The 16,507-nt window shown below is 68.1% G+C and carries 12 protein-coding genes and 1 tRNA gene; 2 read left to right on the top strand and 11 right to left on the bottom strand.

Annotation, left to right across the window (positions count from 1 at the left end):
- Positions 1-97: 97 nt before the first annotated feature.
- Entirely contained in the window at positions 98-1,306 is a 1,209-nt protein-coding gene (gene coaBC, locus I596_RS16150; RefSeq protein WP_067650304.1) for a bifunctional phosphopantothenoylcysteine decarboxylase/phosphopantothenate--cysteine ligase CoaBC, read from the top strand.
- A 63-nt stretch (positions 1,307-1,369) separates the two neighbouring features.
- On the opposite strand, the gene I596_RS16145 is transcribed toward coaBC, so the two are convergent.
- The 4 genes from I596_RS16145 to I596_RS16130 all read right to left on the bottom strand — a co-directional run bounded on the left by I596_RS16145 (position 1,370) and on the right by I596_RS16130 (position 5,476).
- On the bottom strand, positions 1,370-2,071 hold the full coding sequence (locus I596_RS16145; protein WP_067650301.1) for an outer membrane beta-barrel protein: 702 nt from the start codon (positions 2,069-2,071) through the stop codon (positions 1,370-1,372).
- 260 nt (positions 2,072-2,331) lie between these two features.
- A complete protein-coding gene (uvrD, locus tag I596_RS16140; RefSeq protein ID WP_067650298.1) occupies positions 2,332-4,557 on the bottom strand; it encodes a DNA helicase II in 2,226 nt (741 codons plus the stop codon).
- Positions 4,558-4,637: 80 nt separating this feature from the next.
- A tRNA-Thr gene (locus I596_RS16135) sits at positions 4,638-4,709 on the bottom strand.
- The gene (locus tag I596_RS16130; protein ID WP_067650295.1) at positions 4,700-5,476 is read right to left on the bottom strand and encodes a helix-turn-helix transcriptional regulator; all 777 of its coding nucleotides are present in this window, start codon (positions 5,474-5,476) and stop codon (positions 4,700-4,702) included. Before I596_RS16130 ends, I596_RS16135 begins: the two co-directional genes overlap by 10 nt.
- 155 nt (positions 5,477-5,631) lie before the next feature.
- Here I596_RS16130 and I596_RS16125 point away from each other — a divergent pair, with 155 nt between their 5' ends.
- Complete coding sequence (locus tag I596_RS16125; RefSeq protein ID WP_067650292.1) at positions 5,632-7,491, top strand: M1 family metallopeptidase; 1,860 nt, start codon at positions 5,632-5,634, stop codon at positions 7,489-7,491.
- Positions 7,492-7,614: 123 nt separating this feature from the next.
- On the opposite strand, the gene I596_RS18820 is transcribed toward I596_RS16125, so the two are convergent.
- The 7 genes from I596_RS18820 to mutM form a co-directional block, all read right to left on the bottom strand.
- Positions 7,615-8,100: a hypothetical protein gene (locus I596_RS18820; RefSeq protein ID WP_067650289.1), complete on the bottom strand. Its 486-nt coding sequence runs from the start codon at positions 8,098-8,100 to the stop codon at positions 7,615-7,617.
- 27 nt (positions 8,101-8,127) lie between these two features.
- Entirely contained in the window at positions 8,128-8,445 is a 318-nt protein-coding gene (locus I596_RS16115) for a LysM peptidoglycan-binding domain-containing protein (protein WP_067650286.1), read from the bottom strand.
- A gap of 216 nt (positions 8,446-8,661) precedes the next feature.
- Entirely contained in the window at positions 8,662-9,492 is an 831-nt protein-coding gene (gene queF / locus I596_RS16110) for an NADPH-dependent 7-cyano-7-deazaguanine reductase QueF (protein ID WP_067650283.1), read from the bottom strand.
- Positions 9,493-9,541: 49 nt separating this feature from the next.
- Complete coding sequence (locus I596_RS16105) at positions 9,542-12,658, bottom strand: efflux RND transporter permease subunit (RefSeq protein WP_067650280.1); 3,117 nt, start codon at positions 12,656-12,658, stop codon at positions 9,542-9,544.
- A gap of 99 nt (positions 12,659-12,757) precedes the next feature.
- Positions 12,758-13,924 (bottom strand): efflux RND transporter periplasmic adaptor subunit, encoded by a 1,167-nt coding sequence (locus tag I596_RS16100; protein WP_067650277.1) that lies wholly within the window; start codon positions 13,922-13,924, stop codon positions 12,758-12,760.
- 12 nt (positions 13,925-13,936) lie between these two features.
- A complete protein-coding gene (locus I596_RS16095) occupies positions 13,937-15,385 on the bottom strand; it encodes an efflux transporter outer membrane subunit (protein WP_067650274.1) in 1,449 nt (482 codons plus the stop codon).
- Positions 15,386-15,675: 290 nt separating this feature from the next.
- Positions 15,676-16,491, bottom strand: coding sequence for a bifunctional DNA-formamidopyrimidine glycosylase/DNA-(apurinic or apyrimidinic site) lyase (gene mutM / locus I596_RS16090; RefSeq protein WP_067650271.1), 816 nt, complete (start codon positions 16,489-16,491; stop codon positions 15,676-15,678).
- Positions 16,492-16,507: the final 16 nt, after the last annotated feature.

Raw genomic sequence — 16,507 nt, 5'->3', positions numbered from 1 at the left:
GGCCACCGACTCTAGCGGCCGCCGGCGCGCACGCCGTCATCGGATGCGCCGATTTTGAGTAAGCTAGATGCCGTCATTCCGGTCGGATTTTTCGCACATGACATCAGCGAGCTTGGCGAAGCGGCGCATCCTGCTCGGCGTTTCCGGCGGGGTTGCGGCGTACAAGGCGGCCTATCTGGTGCGCCGCCTCGGCGAGGCCGGTGCCGAGGTCCAGGTGGTCCTGACCGAGAACGCGGCGCGTTTCGTCACGGCGTTGACGTTCCAGGCCCTGTCGGGCCGGCCGGTGCGCACGAGTCTCTGGGACGAGGCTGCCGAAGCGGCGATGGGCCACATCGAGCTGGCGCGCTGGGCCGACCAGATCGTCGTCGCGCCGGCTTCCGCGGACCTGATCGCACGGCTCGCGCATGGCCATGCCGATGACCTGCTCACCACGCTGTGCCTGGCCAGCGCCGCGCCGATCGCGCTGGCGCCGGCGATGAACCAGCAGATGTGGGCGCAGCCCGTCACGCAGGCCAACCTGTCGCTGTTGCGCGGCCGCGGCATGCAGGTGATCGGGCCGGGCGTGGGAGACCAGGCCTGTGGCGACGTCGGCGCCGGACGCATGTCCGAGCCCGAGGACATCGTCGCCGCGCTCGCGCCGGGTGGGCGCGGCAGCCTGCTCGCCGGAAAGCGGGTGCTCGTCGATGCCGGGCCCACGCACGAGCCGATCGATCCGGTGCGCTTCATCGGCAACCGCAGCTCCGGGCGCATGGGCTTCGCGGTCGCGGCTGCGGCCGCGGCGCAGGGTGCCGAGGTCGTCCTGGTCGCCGGTCCGGTCGCACTGGCGACACCCGCCGGTGTTCGCCGCGTCGACGTGCGCAGCGCGGCCGAGATGCATACCGCGGTGCTCGCGGAAGCCGGCGCGGCGGACATCTTCATCGCGACCGCGGCGGTGGCCGACTACCGGCCCGAGACGGTCTCGCCGTCCAAGCTCAAGAAGACCGGCGGTGCGATCGAGCTGAAGCTGGTGCAGAACGCCGACATCCTGGCCGATGTCGCGGCGCTGCCCGGCCGGCCGTTCGTGGTCGGTTTCGCGGCGGAAACCGACAATGTCGAGGGGTATGCGCGCGGCAAGCTCGAGCGCAAGAACCTCGACATGATCGCGGCCAACCGCGTTGCCGACAACATCGGCTTCGAGTGCGCCGAGAACGCGCTGCTGCTGCTGTGGGACGGGGGCCGCGAGGAACTCGAGCGGGCGGACAAGCAGGTCCTGGCGGCACGCCTGATCGAGCGGATCGCCGAGCGTTACCGGCCGCGCGGCGGTTGATGCCGTGCGCCGTGGCGACCGGATGCCGGCCGCCACGTACGCACGATGCGCCGTTGCCGGTGCTTACCGCGGCATGCGCCAGATGAGATTCAGCGTATAGGCGTCGACGTGGTCGAAGCGACCGTTGCCGCCCTCGGTGAGGGCAAACCGGTTGCCGACGCGGAACCAGCGGTCCCAGTCCAGGCGCAGGCTCCACGTGGGGTCGATGTTCCAGGCCAGCCCGATACCGGCGATCGGCCGCGTCTTGTCCTCGTCGTCGGCGCTGAAGCGGTGCGGGGTATCGCTGGCGGACGTGCCGCGCTCGGCGTACTCGAGCCGCGAGAACACCAGGCCGGCCCGCAGCGAAGCGGAGAAATCGGTGCCGAGAGGGATCTCGCCGACGGCGACCGCGCTGATGCCGTGCAGCTTGTATTCGCCCTCGATGGCGGCGGTACCGCTGGTCAGCGGGGCGATCGAGTTCAGCCGGAAGTCGCTGTGCGCTTCGCCGAGCGTGGCATAGGCCAGTTCGCCGCTCAGCCACGGCGTGAAGCGGTAGCCGGCCGTGAACTTGAACGCGCTGCCGCTCTTGTCGCTGAGCCGGGCCGACTCGACCGCGTAGCTGGCATTGCCTTCGTAGGCGTCGAAGATCTGGCGGCGCAGGGTGTCGTTGTACTCGCTCGAGCCGGCGCCGATGCCGAAATAGAACCCGCTGTCCTGGGCATGGCTCGCGGTCGTCGCAAACAGGCCGATGGCGGCGAGGGCGATCGCGTGGAGGTTCCGGTTCATGATGTCTCCTTTGAATGACGGGCAGCAGGGGCTGCCGGCGCATGGTAGCGGCTGTCGTGTCCGGCACCAATGCGAAACGTCAGGGGGCGCCACCGCGTGAGCCCGGCCGTCCGGCGCATCCGCGGATCGTCCGGCGTCGGGCAGCCGCGGGATCCGCTCGTGCCGTCGCGGCAGGCCCGCTCGCGGTTCCCCAGGCCGCCGTTCGCGGGGCGGCCATGCCGGCGGAATCAGGCAGGGAACAGGTCAGGCGCCCGCGATTCTCACGCGCCGTTCAGAGGCGAAAGCCGGGCGTAGGCGAGCACCAGCCACTTCTGTCCGCTGTCCTCGAAATTGACCTGCACACGCATGTGGTTGCCGCTGCCTTCGAAGTCGACGACGACGCCTTCCCCGAAGGTCTCGTGGCGGACGCGCTGGCCCAGGGAAAGGCCCTGGGCGTCCGGTTCGGCCGCCAGGGCACGCGGTCCGGCGAACACCGGCCGGCTGACCTGCACCCGGGGACGCACCTCGTGCAGCAGCTCGCGCGGGATCTCGGCCAGGAAACGCGACGGCCGGCCGTACATCTCCATGCCGTGCAGGCGGCGTGATTCGGCGTAGGTCAGCACCAGGCGCTCGCGTGCCCGCGTGATGCCGACATAGGCCAGCCGCCGCTCCTCGGCCAGGCGGCCGGGTTCCTCCATCGACTTCTGGCTCGGAAACAGCCCGTCCTCGAGCCCCACCAGGAAGACCAGCGGAAACTCCAGGCCCTTGGCCGAGTGCAGCGTCATCAGCTGGACGCACGATTGCCAGGCTTCCCCCTGGCCTTCGCCCGCTTCGAGCGCGGCATGGGCCAGGAAGGCGCCGAGGCGCGACAATCCCGCCTCTACGTCCTCGGGCGTCGGCTCGAACCGGTCGGCGACGTTGACGAGTTCGTCGAGGTTTTCGACGCGCGATTCGGCACCGCCGCGCGAGTCCGATTCGTAGAAGTCGCGCAGGCCGGTGCGCCCGATCGCGAGCTCGACCTGCTTTTGCAGCGACAGCGGCTCGTCGATCACGGCATCGGCCGGGACGTCACCTGCCGCCTCCGGACTCAGGCATTCGCGCGCCAGCGCATCGATCAGCTCCAGGAATGCGCGCAGCGCGTTCTTCGCGCGGCCGGCCAGCTCCGCGCCGGCAAGCTCCGCCAGAGAGGCCTCCCACAGCGAGGCGTCGTCCCGGCGCGCACGCCGCCGCAGTGCATCGACCGTGCGGTCGCCGATGCCGCGGGGCGGCGTGTTGACGACGCGCTCGAACGCCGCATCGTCGTGGCGATTGGCGAGCAGGCGCAGGTACGCCAGCGCGTCCTTGATCTCGGCGCGTTCGAAGTAGCGCAGGCCGCCGTAGACGCGATACGGAATGTCGCGCTGGATCAGGTGCTCTTCGAAGTTGCGCGATTGCGCGTTGGATCGATAGAGCACGGCCACGTCCGCCGCCGATCCACCGCCGTCGATGTGCTCGCCGATGCGGTCGACCACATAGCGGGCCTCGTCCTGTTCGTTGTACGCCGCGTAGACCTCGATCGGCGCGCCGGCCGGGCCCGCCGTCCACAGCTGCTTGCCGAGGCGGTCGCGGTTGTTCGCGATCACGGCATTGGCGGCGCCGAGGATGTTGGAGGTCGAGCGGTAGTTCTGTTCGAGCCGGATCGTGGCCGCATCGGGGAAGTCGCGCAGGAAATGCTGCACGTTCTCCACGCGCGCACCGCGCCAACCGTAGATCGCCTGGTCGTCGTCGCCGACCACGAACACCTGGGCGGTCGTTCCGGCCAGCACGCGGATCCAGGCGTACTGCAGCGTGTTGGTGTCCTGGAACTCGTCGATCAACAGGTGCCGCCAGCGCTCCCGGTAGTGCGCGAGCAGGGCGTCGTCGTTGAGCCACAGCTCGTGGGCGCGCAGCAGCAGCTCGGCGAAGTCGACGAGACCGGCGCGGCGGCAGGCGTTCTCGTAGGCGCGGTAGATGTCGACCAGGGTCTGGGCCAGCGGATTGCCGTCGGCGGCGATCGCGTCGGGACGCCGGCCTTCGTCCTTGGCGCCGTTGATGAACCAGGCGGCCTGGCGTGGCGGAAAGCGTGCCTCGTCCAGCCCGAGTCCCTGGATCGTGCGCTTGACCAGCCGCTGCTGGTCGTCGGCGTCCAGGATCTGGAACGTCTCGGGCAGGCCCGCCTCGCGCCAGTGGCGGCGCAGCAGCCGGTGGGCGATGCCGTGGAACGTGCCGATCGTCAGCCCGCGGGCGTCGTTGCCGACCAGCCCCTCGGTCCGCGTGCGCATCTCGCCGGCGGCCTTGTTGGTGAAGGTCACCGCGAGGATCGACCAGGGCGAGACGCGTTCGACCTCGAGCAGCCAGCCGATGCGGTGCGTGAGTACCCGGGTCTTGCCGGAGCCGGCACCCGCCAGCACGAGGCAGTGGCCCGCCGGCGTGCTCACGGCTTCGCGCTGCGCAGGATTCAGCGCGTCCAGCAGGTGGGAAACATCCATCCGTCGCGTCTTGGCGGGCCGCCGTGGGCGGCGCCGACCTTTGGGGGTCACGCCGGCTTACGAGGCAAGCGGCGTCGGTATGCCGGGTGAGGGATTTGAACCCCCGACCTTCGGTTTACAAAACCGCTGCACTACCACTGTGCTAACCCGGCGCGAGGTCGCGATTGTACCCTGGAAGCACCGGCGCCGTTAACGGATCGGACGGTTGCAGCAGGTCCAGCGCGATCGCGCGCGCGACGGCCTGGTGCCGGCTGAAGACGCCGAGCTTGTGCGAGGCGTTCTCCAGATGGAAGACGACCGTGCGCTCGGAAATGCTGAGCAGCCGGCTGATCTCCCAGCCGGTCTTGCCGAGCGAAGTCCAGCGCAGGCATTCGATCTCGCGCACGGTCAGATGGATCTGGTCGTCGCGGGTCATCTCTGCGGCATAGCGATGGCCGGCCTCGTGGACGTAGGTGGCCAGCAGTTGCACCTGCGGCAGCCGGCTGACCACTTCGCGTCGCTTCAACGGATGGTAGGTCGCCACGACGACCACGCCCCAGCGGCAGCCGAGGCCGTGGACCGGCACGCCGATGATGGCCTGCAGCCCCGATCCGGTGGCATCCTCCAGGAGCCGGCACGGAGGCGTGCCGTCGGTTCCTTCAATGGCCGGCTCGGCGGTCCACACCAGCGGCGTGGCGTGCTGGCGGCAATGCGCCATCATCGGTTCGTTGCTGCGGCACAGGAGCTGGAGGTGGTCGGAGATGCCGCTGCGCGGCTCCTCGCTGAGCACGTAGGGTGCCCTGGTCGAGGCCGAAAGGCTGACCGTGTAGGTCCAGCATTCGAATCCGGCGGAGAGCGCGCAGCGGCTGATCTGCCGTTGCAGCTTCTTCTCGGTATCGCAATCGAGCAGCCGAGCAAATCGGTCCAGCGGTCTGGCCATGACGTTCTTCCTTCCATCGCTGCCGCGATCGAGTGACGGCAGCTTCCTTTCTTGCTGTCCGAAACCGGCCCGACTTCTGGCTCAGGCGGGACCCGGGCAGTGATGCGACAATCTCCCAGTCCTCCCGTGCGTAGCACGTCACATGCCAAGAACCCATGACGTTCCGTGATCTCATCCTCTTTTCGATGCTGACGGCACCGACCTGCGCGTTTGCCGGTGATCCGCACAGCTATGCAAACACCGACAGCGTCAGCGTGCGCGCGCTCGCGCTGGACCTGAACATCGATTTCGCCGATCGCCGGCTGGCCGGCAACGTGCGCCTGGATCTGGATTGGAAGGATGCCAAGACGCACGATCTGGTGCTCGATACGCGGGACCTGAACATCGAGCGCGTCCTGGCCGTCGGCGCGGACGGCACGGAAAAGAAGGTCGACTACCGCCTCGATCCGCGTGACCCGATCTTCGGCTCGGCCTTGCACATCGCTCTCCCGGATGCGGCGCCGGCGGTGCGGATCTACTACCGCACCGCGCCGACGGCATCCGGACTGCAGTGGATGACGCCCGAGCAGACGGCCGGAAAGAAGCGGTCATTCATGTATTCGCAGTCGCAGGCCATCCATGCGCGCAGCTGGGTACCGTTGCAGGACACGCCCTCGGTCCGCTTCACCTACAGTGCGCGGATCAAGGCACCGGCCGGCTATCGCGTGCTGATGAGTGCGGACAACGACGCCAAGCATGCGCTGAACGGTGACTTCCGGTTCACGATGAAGCAGCCGATCCCGTCGTACCTGCTGGCGATCGCGGCGGGTGACCTGGCGGTGCGGGAGACCGGCCCGCGCACCGCGGTCTATGCCGAGCCCTCGGTGGTCGCCGGTGCCGCCAAGGAGTTCGAGGACACCGAGTCGATGATCCGCGCGGCCGAGAAGCTCTACGGCCCCTACCGCTGGGAGCGGTACGACATCCTGGTGCTGCCGGCCAGCTTCCCGTTCGGCGGCATGGAGAATCCGCGCATGACCTTCGCGACACCGACGGTCATCGCGGGCGACAAGAGCCTGGTCGGACTGATCGCGCATGAGCTGGCCCATTCCTGGTCCGGGAACCTGGTCACCAACGCCAACTGGCAGCACATGTGGCTGAACGAGGGTTTCACGACCTATGTCGAGAACCGCATCGTCGAGGCGGTCTACGGCAAGGACGAAGCGGACATGCAGCGCGTGGTCGACGAGGGCGAAGTGCGCGAGGAGATGGCCAAGATGTCGGCCAACGAGCAGCTGCTGGTGCCCGATCTGAAAGGTGTCGATCCCGACGAAGGCCTGTCGGGCGTGCCCTACAACAAGGGGCGGTGGTTCCTGCGCTTCCTGGAGCTGCGCTACGGACGTGAGGCGTTCGACCCGTTCCTGCGCGGCTACTTCGATCATTTCGCGTTCCGCAGCATCGATACCGACCAGTTCCTCGCCTACTACGACGAGCACCTGGCCAAGCGCTATCCCGGCAAGGTCAGCGCGGCGGAGGTCGACGCGTGGCTGCACAAGCCGGGTATTCCGGCCGATGCACCGGTATCGGTTTCGCCGCGATTCGCCGCGGTCGATACGGCACGCACGCGCTGGCTGGACGGCGAACTGGCCGCCAAGGACATCGGTGCCGGCACCTGGGTGACCTTCGAGTGGCTGCATTTCCTGAACGGTCTGCCGCAGACGCTGCCGGTGGACAAGCTGCGTGCACTCGACGAGGCCTGGAAGCTGACCGGTACCGGCAACGCCGAAGTGGCGTTCCGCTGGTATGCCCTGACGATCCGCAGCGGCTACACGCAGGCGCGCCCGGCGATCGCTGCCTTCATCGAGCGCATCGGCCGACGCAAGCTGGTGCTCCCGTTGTACGAGGCGTTGGCCAAGACGCCGGACGGGCTGACCTTCGCCCGTGCGATCTACACCAAGGCCAAGCCCGGCTACCACCCGCTGACCCAGGGCAGCGTGGAGCGTGTCCTCGCCGAGAAACCTGCCGGTGAAAGGCAGTGAGTAACTGACAGTGTCAGTAAAAGACAATGGGCGCGGCTTTCGCCGCGCCCATTGTTGTCCTGAAGATCCGTTCAGGTCGTTATCGCGCTGCGGTCATGCTCACGAACGCAGCGGATCACGCGGCTACTGCACCTGGAACGATTGCGTGCCTGCGTCCTTGCCGTCGATCGAGATGGCGACCTGGTAGCTGCCGGCGGGCCAGCCGTCCGGCTTGCTGATCTGGAACGTGGTCACGGCTGCACCGGTCGGTGCGATCGTCTTGCTTTCCTCGTTGACGACCTGGCCGTCCTGGTAGGTCCACTTGGCCGCGATGGTCGCGCTCGGCGCGCTGCCGGACGTGCTGACCGCGGCGTGGATCGTGTCGGTCGGCGCAAACGTCGTCTTCGGCTGGGTGATCTTCATGTCGGCGCCCACCGCGCTGCCGAGGTCGATCGACACCAGCAGCAGGCCTGCCGGCGCAGCCGGCGGCGGCGTGGGGGCCGGCGCCGGAGCCGGGGCGGGCGTCGGTGCGGGAGCCGGCGCGGGCTCTTCCTTCTTGCCGCAGGCCGCCAGCGCCAGGGCGCCGCCGAGTGCGAGGATCAGAGGGACTGTTTTGCGAATAGAGGTCATGAACGTGGCTCCGTTGAACAGTAGAGGTCAGGACTTGCCGGTGTCTGCGGGGATGGTGAGCACCTGACCGGGCTTGATCAGGTCGGGATTGGAAATCTGATCCCGGTTCGCTTCAAAGATCGCCCGCCACCGATTCGCGTTGCCGTAGAACTTCTTCGCAATCTTCGACAAGGTGTCGCCCTTGACGACGGTGTAGGTTTCCTTCTCGACCGGCGCGTCCGGCGCCGTCGATGCCACGCTGCTTTGCACATTGCTGAAGTCGGCTTTCGCCGGCGCCTCCGGCGCCGTCGACGTGACCGTACCGCTCACGTTGGAAAAATCCGGTTTCTTCGTTTCGTTGGCCATGGATAGTCCTCCTCGCCGTTGCGAGGGGCGATACGTTACACCCCCGCCGGATTAACAAAAGGTTATTAGGGCCCTAATCGGCAACAAATGGTTACGGCGCCCGGTGTCCTGTCAGGTGGCGTTCACCCGCCCGGCCCGAGCGGCTGGCCGCTGCCCGACGATGCGACGCCGACGTGACCGGACGATGGCAGCACGCCGCAAGGCGCACGCCGCGGGTCACTGGCGGAACGCGCGCCGATTCGGAGGGGGAGGGCTGCCGGCCGTGGCGCGCCACGGGTTGATGTCCAGGCCGCCGCGACGCGTATAGCGCGCGTAGACGCTGAGGCGGCGCGGCGCGCAGCGGCGGACGATGTCGATGAAGATGCGCTCCACGCATTGCTCGTGGAAGTCGTCGTGCAGGCGGTAGGACACCAGGTAGCGCAGCAGCCCGCGGCGGTCGATGCGCGGGCCGACGTAGGCGACCTGCACGGTGGCCCAATCGGGCTGGCCGGTGACCGGGCAGTTGGAGCGCAGCAGGTGGGAGACCAGGGCTTCGTCGGCCTCGTCCTCGCCGGTATCCACGGTCAGCAGATCCGGTTGTGGCGGGGTGTAGCGGTCGAACGTCACGTCGAGATCGTCGATCAGTTCGCCCTCCGGCTCGCCGATCCAGGGCGCTTGCGGTGCCGGCAGGAGCTGGACGGCAACACCCACCGGCGCACCGGCGGCCGCGGACAGATCGGCCACGAGCCGCGCGCGCAGCGTGGCGACATCGGCCAGGTGGGTCTGGTTGTAGCTGTTGAGATAGAGCTTGAGCGATTTGGATTCGACGATCCGCGGCGAACTCGCCGGGACCTCGAACGTGGCGACCGCCACCCGCGGCTTGCCGCCTGGTTCGAGCCAGGAAAGCTCGTAGGCGTTCCAGTAGTCGATGCCGACGAACGGAAGCGGAGCGGCAATGCCGATCTCGGCGCGCTTGGCCTCGCGCGGGATCGGGAACAGCAGGGTCGGATCGTAGTCGGCGGCGAAGGCGACGGTGCGGCCGAGCGGGGAATCGTGCGGCGTGTTCATCCGCCGATTGTATCGGCGGCGCCGGCTTTGGGGCCGGCGCCGCCCTCCATCAGGCCAGGCCCGGCTGCGCGGACGACGCCTCGTCCTCGAGGCGCTTGGCCGCTTCGCCGTGGTGATCCTGGGCCAGCAGCATGTAGAACGCCGGCACGACGAACAGCGTGAACAGCGTGCCGATCGTCAGGCCGGTGGTGATGACCAGGCCCATGTTGAAGCGGCCGGCCGCACCGGCGCCGCTGGCGATGACCAGCGGAATCACGCCCAGCACCATCGCGGCGGTGGTCATCAGGATCGGGCGCAGTCGCGTCGCGGCCGCCTGCTCGATCGCCTCGCGCTTGGTCTTGCCGGCGCGCTGCAGCTCGTTGGCGAACTCCACGATCAGGATGCCGTGCTTGGAGATCAGGCCCATCAGCGTCACCAGGCCGACCTGGGTGTAGATGTTGAGCGAGGTCGACCAGCGTGTGGACAGCGCCCCCATGCCGACGAAGCTCGGCAGCAGGTTGATGAAGATCAGTGCGCCGAACAGCGCCATCGGCACCGAGATCAGGATCACGATCGGATCACGCAGGCTGTTGAACTGCGCGGCCAGCGCGAGATAGACGATGATGACCGCGAACAGCAGCGTCAGCGCGAAGCCGCCGGTTTCGTTGACGTACTGGCGCGCCTGCCCGGAGTAGTCCACGCCGTAGCCGGCCGGCGCGACCTCGTTGATCGTCTTGCGGACGAAGTCGATCGCCTCGCCCTGCGCCACCGCGGGCACGCCCTGGATCGTCACCGAGTTGAGCTGCTGGAAGCGCGTCAGCGACTGCGGGACCACCTCGTTCTTGATCGTCGCGACCGTGGAGGCCGGGATGACCGAGCCGGTCGGCGTGCGGATGTAGTAGTCGAGCACCTGGTCGGGATTGAGGCGGTCGGCCTGCAGCACCTGCGGGATGACTTTGTACGAACGGCCGGCGATCGAGAAGTAGTTGACGTAGCCACCGCCGAGCGCCGAGCCCAGGGCACTGCCGACGTCCTGCTGCGTCATGCCGAGCGTCGCCACCATGTCGCGGTCGACCTCGACCGTGCTCTGTGGCTTGTCGATCTTGAGGTTCATGTCGGCGAACCAGAACATGCCGCTCTTCTGCACGCGATCGAGCACCGTCTGCGCGACCTCGTAGAGGTTCTCGAACGGTTCGGTGGTCGATATCACGACCTCCACCGGCATGCCTTGCGCACCCGGCAGCGACGGGAACTGGAACGCCACCGTATTGGTGCCGGCCATCCCCGCCCACTTCTGCTGCAGGTCCTGCTGTATTGCGTTGGCGTTGCGGGTCCGTTCCGACCAGGGCGTCAGCTGTGCGCCGGTGAACACCGAGTTGGGACCGGAGAACCCGGTGAACTGGAAGGTCTGCTGCACCTCGGGCACGGTCTTGGTGATCTCGTGCATCTGCTGCAGGTACTCGCGCACCTGCGCCGGCGACGCATTCGGCGCGGCCATGCCCATGCCGAGCACGATGCCCTGGTCCTCCTCCGGCGCGAGCTCGGACTTGGAGTTGGTGAACAGGTAGGCGGTGCCGCCGAGCAGCAGGACACCCATGACCACCGGTACGATCCAGGTCTCCAGCGTGCCGTGCAGGCGCCGCTGGTAGCCGTGGTGGAGGCGGTCGAACCGCCGGTCGATGAAGTCGACGAAGCGGTTGCCGCCGTGCTCGCTCTTGAGGAAGCGCGAGCCGAGCATCGGCGACAGCGCCAGCGCGACGACGGCCGATACCGTGACCGCGCCCGCCAGCGTGAACGCGAACTCGGTGAACAAGGCACCGGTCAGTCCGCCCTGGAAGCCGATCGGCACGTAGACGGCCACCAGCACGATCGTCATCGCGATGATCGGTCCGGTCAGCTCGCGCGCGGCGACCAGCGCCGCCTGGAACGGCGTCTTGCCTTCCTCCTTGATGTGCCGGTCGATGTTCTCGACGACGATGATCGCGTCGTCGACCACCAGGCCGATCGCGAGCACCAGCGCCAGCAGCGTGATCAGGTTGATCGTGTAGCCGAGCACCAGCATCACGAAGAACGCGCCGATCAGCGACAGCGGCATCGCGATCACCGGGATGATGACCGCGCGGAAGCTGCCCATGAACAGGAAGATCACCAGTGTGACGATGACCAGCGCCTCGACCAGCGTCTTGATCACTTCATCGATCGAGGTATTGATGAAGTTGGTCGCGTCATAGGCGATCTGGCCGGTGATGCCGGAAGGAAGCTGCGACTGGATTTCCGGGAAGGCGTTGCGCACGCGCTCGGCGACGTCCAGGACGTTGGCGTCCGGCGAGGTCTTGATGCCGAGGAAGACCGACTGCTTGCCGTCGAACGCGACGGCCGAGTCGTATTCCTCGGCGCCGAGCACGACGTTGGCGACGTCCCGCAGCCGCACCAGGGCGCCGTCCTTCTGCTTGACGACCAGGTTGCGGAATTCCTCGACAGTGTGCAGGTCGGTGGCGGCGGTCAGTGCGACCGTCACGGTCTGGCCCTTGGTCGAGCCCACTGCGGCCAGGTAGTTGTTGGTCGACAGCGCGGTGTAGACATCCGATGCGGTGACGCCGTGGGCGGCGAGGCGCGCCGGATCGATCCAGGCGCGCAGCGCGAACTGGCGGCCGCCGATCAGCTCGGCGGTCTGCACGCCGTCGATCGAATCGAGCTTGGGCTTGACGACGCGCACGACGTAGTCGGTGATGTTGTTGGCCGGCAGCGTTTCGCTGTAGAAGCCCATGTACATCGAGGCGATCGTCTCGCCGACCTGCACCGTGATGACCGGCTGCTGGGCCTGCGGCGGCAGCTGGTTGGTGACCGAGCTGATCTGCGTCTGGATCTCGGTCAGGGCGCGGTTGGAGTCGTAGTTGAGCTGCAGCGTCGCGGTGATCGTCGATGCGCCGGTCACGCTCGAGGACGACAGGTAGTCGATGCCCTGCGCCTGGGCGATCGCCGCTTCGAGCGGCTGGGTGATGAAGCCGGCGACCGTTGCCGAGTCGGCACCGTAGTACGTCGTCGTCACGGTGACGACGGCGTTCTCGGTCTTCGGGTACTGGCGCACCGTCAGGTCGGTGACCGAGCGCAACCCGAGTACGAGGATCAGCAGGCTGACGACGATCGCCAGTACCGGCTTGTTGATGAAAAGATCGGTGAATTTCATCTCATATTCCTTCTGCCCCTGAGCCCGCGGCCAGGGATGTGGCGGTCGGCCGGCCGGCCGCTCCGACGGATGTCGCAGCGGCGGCGCCGTTCCGGCCCATTACTGTTCCTGGGGCTTGGGATTCGGATCGTTCTTGGGCTGCTTGCTGTTGTCGATGATCAGCGGCGTGCCGTTCTTGAGCTTGAGCTGTCCGCTGGTGACCACTTCGGCGCCTTCTTCCAGGCCGGTGAGCACCGCCACCTGGTCGCCGCGCCGCGATCCGGTGGTGACGAAGACCTGCTGGGCCTCGGGCAGGGCCGGCTTGCCGTCCTCGCCCTTCTTCTCGCTGGGCTTCACGACGAACACGGTCTCGCCGTACGGATTGAACGTGATCGCGGTCTGCGGCAGCGTCAGCTGGCGATCCTGATCGCCGACGTCGACGCTGACATTGGCGAACATGCCCGGTACGAGCGCACCGTCCGTGTTGGACACCGCCGCCTCGACGCGGACGTTGCGCGTATCGCCTTCCACCTTCGGGTCGATCGCCGAGAGCACGCCCTCGAACGTACGGTCGGCATAGGCGTCCAGCGTCAGCGCCACGCGCTGGCCGACCTTGAGCGCACCGAGGTTGCGTTGCGGCGCGAAGAAGTCCACGTACATCGGATCGGTCTGCTGCACGGTGACGATCGCGGTGCCCGAATTGACGTAGGCGCCCGGGCTCAGGGTGACGATGCCCGCACGGCCCGAGAACGGCGCACGCAGCTGCTTCTTGGCGACGAGCGCCTGCTGCTGCTGCACCGCGGCCTGCTTGGCCTTCAAGTCGGCGGCGGCGTTGTCGTAGTCGGCCTGGCTGATCGCCTTGACGTCGAGCTGGCGCTTGGCGCGATCGAAGGTCACCTTGGCCAGCGCCGAGCCGGCCTCGGCCTGGCGCAGCGCGGCGACGTCGTCGTCGTCGCGCAGCTGGATCAGCACCTGGCCTTCCTGGACCGTATCGCCGGACTTGAGGTTGACCTTGGTGACGACGCCGGAGACGTCGAAGGCCAGGTCCGCGCCCCGCACCGCGCGCAGCGTGCCGACCGCGGTCTGCGACGGCTGCCACTGGTCGTAGCCGGTCTTGGTCGAAGTGACCGTCTGCGGCGGCACCGGCATGTTCTCGCGGAACTTGGCCGTCATGACCTGACCCATGACGTTCCAGCCGATCAGCAGGGCCAGCAGCAGGCCGACGATCAGCAACATGATGATCATGCGCTTGGTGGTGCTGGGTTTGCGTTGCTCGCGCGTAGCCATGCGCGTTTCTCCTCAGTTCGAAATCGTTTGCGCAGCCGCGATCGCGGCTGCGTCGGTACCGCGCCAGCCGCCGCCCAGGGCGGCGTAGAGCGCAGCGGTATTGGTCAGCCGCGCGGCGCGCGCCTGGATCACGGCAATGCGGGCCTGCTGGTACAGGCGCGTCGCGTCGATCACCTGCAGGTAGCTGGCGGCGCCGTCGTCGTACTGGATACGCACCAGGTCCAGGCTGCTGCGCGTGGCCTGTTCGGCATCGGCCTGTGCCTTCAGCCCGGCGGCGTCGAGCTCGAGCGCGCGCAGCGCATCGGCCACGTTCTGGAACGCGGTCAGCACGGTGGTGCGGTAGTCGGCGGCGGCCTTGTCCACGCCGGCCTCGGCCGCGCGCTTCTGGGCGCGCAGCGTGCCGCCGCGGAAGATCGGCTGGAGCAGGTTGAGGCCGAGGCTCCAGGCCTCGGTCCCGCTGCCGAACAGGTCGCCGCCGCGTGCCGCCTGCGAACCGTACGAGCCGTTGAGGGTGATCGTCGGGAACAGGTTGGCGGTCGCGATGCCGACCTGGGCGGTCGCCTGGTGCAGCTGCGCCTCGGCGGCGCGGATGTCGGGGCGTTCGCGCACCAGCGTGGACGGCAGGCTGACCGGTATGTCGATCGGCAGCTTGACGGCATCCAGCTCCAGCGCCGCGAACTCGGCTTCCGACGGGAAGCGGCCCAGGTAGACCGCGAGCTGCGTCTGGGTCTGCGCCAGCGCCTTGCGCAGCTCGGGCAACTGGGCGCTGGCCGTGGCGACCTGGCTCTGCGCGACCAGGACGTCGGCTTGCGACTTGGCGCCGATCTCGCTCTGCTTGCTGGTCAGGTCGTACTGCTGGCGATACAGGTCGACGATCTCCTCGGTCGCCCGGATCTGCTCGCGCAGCGACGCTTCCAGGATGCTGGTCGTCGCGACATTGGCCGCCAGGCTGAGGTAGGTGCCCTCCAGCTGGTAACGCTGCAGGTCGGCCAAGGCCGATTGCGCCTCGACGCCGCGCCGTACGCCGCCGAACAGGTCCAGCGTGTAGGAAACGCCGACGCCGGCGTTGTAGACGGTGAACGGCGAGGTGCCCGGCGTGCCCGCGGCGATGCCGTTCTGGCGCGTGGCGCCGGCGTTGGCGTCGACCGACGGGAACAACGAGCCGCGCGCGGCGTTGACGTTTTCCTGGGCCTGCCGCAGCGCGGCCTGGGCCGAGGCGACGCTCGGGCTGTTGGCGAGCGCCTGCTCGATGCGCTGGCTCAGCTGGTCATTGCCGAAGTTCACCCACCACCGGTCGGGCGGGCTGGTTCCTTCGAGGAAGCGCTGCGCATCGCCGGTGGGCGTGTCGGCGGATGCCGTCGTCGCCGGCAGGCGGTCGGGCAGGTAGGCGCCGGTTTCCGGCGGTGCCGGCGAGCGAAACTCCGGGCCGACCGCGCAACCGGCCAGCAAGACCGTGAGCACGGCAGCACCGACCGCTGAACCGCGGCGGCCGGAAACGGAGGCAGGAGAAGGAATCCTGGACACAAGGCAGGGTTGGCTGGCCATGGACGGCACCAAATAATGAACTGGAAAGTATAGTAACAGCGGGCGGGCGCAGCGCCAATCAGAAAACCCACCCCGGTTTCGGGATCTGTGGCTGCGGCTTGCACAAAGCGTGCGGATTTTTGCCTGATCCGCCCAGTGCTTGCTAGTGTCTTCCGTCATACGATCGCACGCCGGGAGCTGAATGATGGCTGACTGATGCGCCGCGTTCAGCGCGTCTGGCAGGCGGGACAGTAGAACGTGCTGCGCTGGCCCAGCCGTACGCCGCGAATCGGCGTGCCGCAGGTGCGGCAGGCCTGGCCTTCGCGGCCATAGACGAACAGTTCCTGCTCGAAGTAACCGGGAGCGCCGTCGGGATTCAGGAAATCGCGCAGGGTGGTGCCGCCGCGCGTGATCGCATGCGCAAGGATTCGCCGCACCGCGTCGGCCAGCCGGACGTAGCGCGCACGCGCGATCCTGCCGGCCGCCTGCCGCGGGTCGATGCCCGCGGCGAACAGCGCTTCGGACGCATAGATGTTGCCGACGCCGACCACGATCGCCTGGTCCATCACGAACAGCTTGACCGGCGCCGCGCGGCCGCGCGACCGGTGCCAGAGCAGGTCGCCGTCGAACGCGTCGGACAGCGGCTCGGGACCGAGGTGGGCCAGCAGCGGGTGCGTCTCGCCGCGCGGCTGCCAGAGCTGGCAGCCGAACCGGCGCGGGTCGGTGTAGCGCAGTACGCGGCCGGACTCGAGCTGCCAGTCGACATGGTCGTGTGGGCCGATCGGCGTGGAGGCGGGCAGGACGCGCAACATGCCCGACATGCCGAGGTGCAGCAGCGCGCTGCCGGCGTCGGTATCCACCAGCAGGTACTTCGCCCGCCGCTGTACCGCCTCGATCCGGTGGCCGACCAGCCCTTCGCGCAGGGCAGGGGGGATCGGCCAGCGCAGCTTCGGCTGGCGGATGTCCAGGGCGTCGACGCGCTGGCCGACCAGGTGCGGCGCCAGGCCGCGCCGCGCGGTCTCCACTTCGGGCAATTCGGGCATCGGGACGTCGGTGAAA

Source organism: Dokdonella koreensis DS-123 (assembly GCF_001632775.1).
Taxonomy (GTDB): domain Bacteria; phylum Pseudomonadota; class Gammaproteobacteria; order Xanthomonadales; family Rhodanobacteraceae; genus Dokdonella; species Dokdonella koreensis.
The sequence above is the reverse complement of the archived record's forward strand: the minus strand, read 5'-3'. Positions and strand labels throughout refer to the sequence as shown.

What these genes read in the sequence shown, in the direction of transcription:
- coaBC (WP_067650304.1), top strand. Translation starts at nt 98, where the DNA reads ATGACATCAGCGAGCTTGGCGAAGCGGCGCATCCTGCTCGGCGTTTCC.
- I596_RS16145 (WP_067650301.1), bottom strand. Translation starts at nt 2,071, where the DNA reads ATGAACCGGAACCTCCACGCGATCGCCCTCGCCGCCATCGGCCTGTTT.
- uvrD (WP_067650298.1), bottom strand. Translation starts at nt 4,557, where the DNA reads ATGGATGTTTCCCACCTGCTGGACGCGCTGAATCCTGCGCAGCGCGAA.
- I596_RS16130 (WP_067650295.1), bottom strand. Translation starts at nt 5,476, where the DNA reads ATGGCCAGACCGCTGGACCGATTTGCTCGGCTGCTCGATTGCGATACC.
- I596_RS16125 (WP_067650292.1), top strand. Translation starts at nt 5,632, where the DNA reads ATGACGTTCCGTGATCTCATCCTCTTTTCGATGCTGACGGCACCGACC.
- I596_RS18820 (WP_067650289.1), bottom strand. Translation starts at nt 8,100, where the DNA reads ATGACCTCTATTCGCAAAACAGTCCCTCTGATCCTCGCACTCGGCGGC.
- I596_RS16115 (WP_067650286.1), bottom strand. Translation starts at nt 8,445, where the DNA reads ATGGCCAACGAAACGAAGAAACCGGATTTTTCCAACGTGAGCGGTACG.
- queF (WP_067650283.1), bottom strand. Translation starts at nt 9,492, where the DNA reads ATGAACACGCCGCACGATTCCCCGCTCGGCCGCACCGTCGCCTTCGCC.
- I596_RS16105 (WP_067650280.1), bottom strand. Translation starts at nt 12,658, where the DNA reads ATGAAATTCACCGATCTTTTCATCAACAAGCCGGTACTGGCGATCGTC.
- I596_RS16100 (WP_067650277.1), bottom strand. Translation starts at nt 13,924, where the DNA reads ATGGCTACGCGCGAGCAACGCAAACCCAGCACCACCAAGCGCATGATC.
- mutM (WP_067650271.1), bottom strand. Translation starts at nt 16,491, where the DNA reads ATGCCCGAATTGCCCGAAGTGGAGACCGCGCGGCGCGGCCTGGCGCCG.